General features: G+C 65.9%; 5 protein-coding genes. 3 read left to right on the top strand and 2 right to left on the bottom strand.

What is annotated here, in order from left to right; all coding sequences use genetic code 11:
- Positions 1-2 precede the first annotated feature (2 nt).
- Together ACO6D5_RS10545 and ACO6D5_RS10540 are read right to left on the bottom strand one after the other, a co-directional pair.
- On the bottom strand, positions 3-503 hold the full coding sequence (locus ACO6D5_RS10545) for a copper chaperone PCu(A)C domain-containing protein (protein ID WP_315845255.1): 501 nt from the start codon (positions 501-503) through the stop codon (positions 3-5).
- Positions 504-522: 19 nt separating this feature from the next.
- The gene (locus tag ACO6D5_RS10540; protein WP_183017274.1) at positions 523-1,422 is read right to left on the bottom strand and encodes a LysR family transcriptional regulator ArgP; all 900 of its coding nucleotides are present in this window, start codon (positions 1,420-1,422) and stop codon (positions 523-525) included.
- A gap of 148 nt (positions 1,423-1,570) precedes the next feature.
- On the opposite strand from ACO6D5_RS10540, the gene ACO6D5_RS10535 reads away from it, so the two are divergent.
- The 3 genes from ACO6D5_RS10535 (at position 1,571) to ACO6D5_RS10525 (ending at position 4,761) form a co-directional block, all read left to right on the top strand.
- Complete coding sequence (locus ACO6D5_RS10535; protein WP_485825345.1) at positions 1,571-2,203, top strand: LysE/ArgO family amino acid transporter; 633 nt, start codon at positions 1,571-1,573, stop codon at positions 2,201-2,203.
- Positions 2,204-2,320: 117 nt separating this feature from the next.
- Positions 2,321-3,262, top strand: a complete 942-nt coding sequence (locus ACO6D5_RS10530; RefSeq protein WP_485825344.1) for a LysR substrate-binding domain-containing protein — start codon at positions 2,321-2,323, stop codon at positions 3,260-3,262.
- Between the two features lie 335 nt (positions 3,263-3,597).
- Positions 3,598-4,761 (top strand): ABC transporter substrate-binding protein, encoded by a 1,164-nt coding sequence (locus ACO6D5_RS10525; RefSeq protein ID WP_485825343.1) that lies wholly within the window; start codon positions 3,598-3,600, stop codon positions 4,759-4,761.
- Positions 4,762-4,920 lie beyond the last annotated feature (159 nt).

Here is a 4,920-nt window from a genome sequence, read left to right as displayed (position 1 = left end):
GCTTAGTGTTTCATCGCGCCGTGGTCCATGCCGCCGTGGCTCATGCCGGGGTTGTGCGAGGCCGGCTTGACCTTGAACTGCACGGCGACTTCGCCCGCCTTTTCGAACTTCAAGGTGGCCGGCACGGTCGCGCCGTCGGTGAACGGCGCCTTCAGCTTGATGAACATGACGTGATAGCCGCCCGGGCTGAGCTTGACCTCGGTATCGGCGGGCAGCGCAATGCCGCCTTCGACCTGGCGCATCTTCGACACGCCATTTTCCGTCTGCACGGTGTGCAGCTCGACCCGTTCGGCAGCGTCCGACGACACCGACAGTAGGCGGTCTTCCGTCTTGGCGTCGTTGTCGATATCCATATACCCCGCACCATTGGACTGGCCCGGCGCCGACGCGCGGACCCAGAGGTCGTCGATCTCGATCTGGCCGACCTTGTAGTCCTTCGCCCACGCCGAACCGGCCGTACACAGGCCCAGGGCGGCAATGACTGCGAACTTGCGGATGTTCATGGGGTGTCCTCCTAGTGGGTTAACGCCGCCGGACCAAGCTGCGGGCGGCCGACAGAACCGAATCGGTCAAGGCTTCCATCGCCTCGGAGTTTACCCGCCAATGCTGCCAATACAGCGGCACATCCTCCCAGGCGCGCCCCCGAAGCAGCATCAACTGACCTGCGTCAAGGTGCTCCTGGACGAGCGGCAGCGGATTCATGGTCCAGCCCAGGCCGCCCAGCGTGGCCTGCACGAAAGCGCGCGTGGAAGGCACCCACCAGACCGGGGGCTGCCATGGCGCCGGGTCCGAGATCTTGTGCGCAAAGCGCGCCTGCAAGGCGTCCTTGCGGTTGAACACCAGCACCGGGGCCTCGGCCAGCGTCTGCGCGTTCACACCCTGCGCGAAGTAGCGCTTGTGGAAATCCGGCGTGCAGGTGGCCACATAGCGCATGCTGCCCAGCGCGTGGATGCGGCAACCTTGCACGGGATCGGCCAGCGTGGTCACGGCCCCCAGGACCGACCCGTTGCGCAGCAGGGCCGCGGTGTGGTCCTGGTCTTCGGACAGCATGTCCAGCGTGGCCCGGGTGCGGGCCGAGAATTGCAGCGCCGCGTCGACGAACCAGGTCTCCAGGCTGTCGTGGTTGACCGCGATGGGGATGCTGGCGTGGGGCACCTCGTCGTCCGACACGCCCAGCCGGTTCAGCGCGTCATGTTCCAGCAGCGCCGTCTGTTCCGCCAGTTGCACCAGCACCTGGCCGTCCGCCGTGGCTGCCGCCGGCACCGTGCGCTGGACCAGCAGGCGGCCCATGCGGTCTTCCAGCGCCTTGATCCGTTGCGAAACCGCCGACGGCGTCACGCTCAGGGACAGCGCGGCGCGTTCGAAGCTGCCTTCGCGCACCACGGCGGCCAGCGCCCGCAAGTTTCCGTGATCGAGTTTCATGGATTAGCTTTACTTAATATAGTGAAGGAAAATTAGCTGTATTTCATCTCGTGCGCAAGCGAAAATACGCTATCACCAGAGTGCGCAATGCCTCAGGAACCATCATCAAAGCGCCGCCACAGGCGTTGCAGTCACAGGTATTTGCATCATGTTCGCCACCTTGTCATCCCCCCTCTTCCTAACCGCCTGGGCCAGCGGAACCGCCACCGGGCTGGGCCTGTTCGCCGTCGTGGGCGCGCAAAGCGCCTTCATCCTGCGCCAAGGCCTGATGCGTGCGCATCTGCTGAGCGTGGTCGCCATCTGCGCGCTGATCGACGCCGTGTTCATCTTCGCCAGCGTATCGGGGCTGCAGGCGCTGACGTCCTGGTTCCCCTGGCTGACGACCGCCGTGCTGTGGTTCGGCGTGATCTTCCTGTCCTGGTATGCCGTGCAATCGGCCCGCCGCGCCTGGACGGCCACCGGTGGCCTTGCCGCCGCGCGCGACGTGGTGCCGTCGCGCCGCGCCGCCATGCTGGGCGCGCTGGGCTTTTCGTTGCTGAACCCCCATTTCTGGCTCGACATGGTGGTGGTGGGCTCGCTGGCGCACGGCTTCGAGGACGCCCGCATGGCGTTCGCCGCCGGCGCATTCACCGCCAGCCTGCTGTGGCTGGCCGTGCTGGGCATCGGCTCGCGCCTGTTCGCCCGCTTCTTCGCCAGCGCTTCGGCCTGGCGTATCCTGGACGGCGTCATCGCCCTGGTCATGGCCGGCCTGGCGGTCAGCCTGGCCGTGAAAGGCGTCTAAGCCCGGCCTCACCGTCCCGGACCCCCGCGGCGCGCGTGGAACGCGCGCCGCCATCACTTTTATAATGTGCCCGTTGCCACTTTTTCGTCGGGCGCACGGCCGGCCCGCCAGACGATCATGCGCGGACCCTCTCCTTCCAAAGATGTGCGGCTGCCCCCGCTGGCTGCCATCCAGGCATTCGAAGCAGCCGCCCGCCTGGGCTCTTTCGAACGCGCCAGCGAAGAACTCTTCGTCACGGCCAGCGCCATCGGCAAGCGCATCGCCGCGCTGGAAGCCCTGCTGGACGTCTCGCTCTTCATCCGCAGCAGCCGGGGCGCCACGCTCAGCGCCGCCGGGCGCGACTACCTGAACCAGGTGCGCACCGCGCTGGACCTGCTGTCGGACGCCTCGCTGCACAAGCGCGGCGACCCCAAGCCGGACCCGCTGCGCGTCGTCTCGACCCCCACCTTTGCCCGCCAGGTGCTGATCCCTTACCTGCCCGGCTTCACCGCCGCGCATCCGGACGTCGAGCTGGAGATCATGTTGTCCATTCCCTATCTGGACATCATGCCGCCCAACGCCGACGTCTGGGTACGGTTCGGCAGCGGCAAGTATCCCGGCCTGCAAGCGCGGCAACTTACGGCTGACCCCGTGTTCGCCGTGTGCTCGCCGTCGTACCTGGCCAAGCACGGCCCATTCAATCGCCCCGGCGACCTGGCCCATGCCGACCTGCTGCGCTGCCCGATGGAGCCCTGGCGCCCCTGGCTGGACGCGGCCGGCCTGGACTGGCCCGAACCCTCGCGCGGGGTCTGGCTGGTGGATCTGGGCATGATGCTGGCCGCCGCCCGCGCGGGCCAGGGGCTGGCATTGACCCGCCGCACGCTGGCCGCCGAATGGCTGGACGAGGGCAAGCTGGTGCGCGTGCTGGACATCGACATCCCCGGCGAATCCCAGTACCACCTGTGCACCGAAATCTCGCGCCCGCCGGGCCGCGCGGTCCAAGCGTTTTCCCTATGGCTGGAAGGCGTCTGCAAACAGGCATCCCAATGGCCATGCGGCCTGCCGGCCGGTCAGGAATAAATTTCCAGTAAAGGGCGGAACGAATTTCCGCGCGCCTGCCCCCGACGCTGGCTAGCATGCGGCCAACGCGGCTGTCCGCCCGTCGCATGCCTTGGCGCCGTGCAAGCCCCCGCTTGCCCCGCCTGCCCATGCTGCATTGCAACGCATGGCCCGCGCCCCTTGCGCCCGTACTAGGTATTTACGCGGAAAAACCCCGCCGGGTCAGATTCGCGTAAGCGATTAAGCAGACAGTCACAACACGCAACACAGGAGAGCGCCGCAACATCAGATTTCCCGCCGTCTGGCGCCGGCAACCGGTTTTCCACGCAGTTCATCTAATTACAACGGAGACATCCATGGATTTTCGTTTGAAGCTGCTAGCAGGAACCCTTGCATTTGCCGCATCGGCCGCGTCCTACGCCGCCGACCCCATCAAGATCGGCGTGGCTGGCCCCTACACCGGCGGCTCCTCGTCCATGGGCGTGAGCATGCGCGACGGCGTGCGGCTGGCCATTGAGGAAATCAACAAGAGCGGCGGCGTGCTGGGCCGCCAATTGGTGGCCGTCGAGCGCGACGACGAAGCCAAGAACGAACGCGGCGTGCAGATCGCCCAGGAACTGATCAATAAGGAACAGGTCGCGGCCACGGTCGGCTACATCAATACGGGCGTGGCGCTGGCCTCGCAGCGTTTCTACCAGGACGCCAAGATTCCCGTCTTCAACAACGTGGCCACGGGCAGCGTGATCACGCACCAGTTCAAGGCCCCGGAATTCCCCGACAACTACGTGTTCCGCAACGCGGCGCATGACAGCATCCAGGCCCCGATGATCGTGGAAGAAGCGGTCACCCGCCGCGGCTTCAAAAAGGTCGCGATCCTGGCCGACTCCACCAACTACGGCCAGCTGGGCCGCGAAGACCTGGAAAAGGCCCTGGACGCCAAGGGCATCAAGCCCGTGGCCGTCGAAAAATTCAACATCAAGGACGTCGACATGACGGCCCAGCTGTTGAAGGCCAAGGCCGCCGGCGCCGAAGCCGTGCTGACCTACGGCATCGGCCCCGAACTGGCGCAGATCGCCAACGGCATGACCAAGCTGGGCTGGAAGGTGCCGATCATCGGCAGCTGGACGCTCTCGATGGCCAACTACATCGACAACTCGGGCACCAACGGCGAAGGCGCGCGCATGCCGCAGACCTTCATCCAGGACCCCGACACCCCAAAGCGCAAGGCCTTCATCGACGCCTATCTGGCCAAGTTCAAGCCCAAGAACAACCGCATCGATTCGCCGGTGTCGGCGGCCCAGGGCTACGACTCGATCTTCCTGTTGGCAGCCGCCATCAAGCAGGCCAACTCCACCGACGGCCCGAAGGTCCGCGAAGCGCTTGAAAACCTGCAAACGCCGGTCGAAGGCGTGGTGATGACCTACAACAAGCCGTTCACGCACGACAACCACGACGCGATCACGGCGAAGGAAGTGGTCATCGGCGAGGTCAAGGGCGGCCGGGTCGTCAAGGCCAACTAAGCCTGGAACAAGCAGGAAGGCGGCGGCTTCCCGGCCGCCGCCGCCCGCGCCCCGGTGATCGGGTGCGGGGCATGCAGCCGTCTGAAAACAGCGTTCTGCCCAAGGGGGTTGGGACGGAACACAGCGCCTCAAGACACACACCATGATTCTTCTACAGCT

Source organism: Achromobacter sp., assembly GCF_057314935.1.
Note: the sequence above shows the minus strand (reverse complement) of the source record. Positions and strands in the feature narration are given on the sequence as shown.

Bases quoted from the DNA above. Each gene is read 5' to 3' on its own strand.
- ACO6D5_RS10545 (WP_315845255.1), bottom strand. From the start codon at position 503: ATGAACATCCGCAAGTTCGCAGTCATTGCCGCCCTGGGCCTGTGTACG.
- ACO6D5_RS10540 (WP_183017274.1), bottom strand. From the start codon at position 1,422: ATGAAACTCGATCACGGAAACTTGCGGGCGCTGGCCGCCGTGGTGCGC.
- ACO6D5_RS10535 (WP_485825345.1), top strand. From the start codon at position 1,571: ATGTTCGCCACCTTGTCATCCCCCCTCTTCCTAACCGCCTGGGCCAGC.
- ACO6D5_RS10530 (WP_485825344.1), top strand. From the start codon at position 2,321: ATGCGCGGACCCTCTCCTTCCAAAGATGTGCGGCTGCCCCCGCTGGCT.
- ACO6D5_RS10525 (WP_485825343.1), top strand. From the start codon at position 3,598: ATGGATTTTCGTTTGAAGCTGCTAGCAGGAACCCTTGCATTTGCCGCA.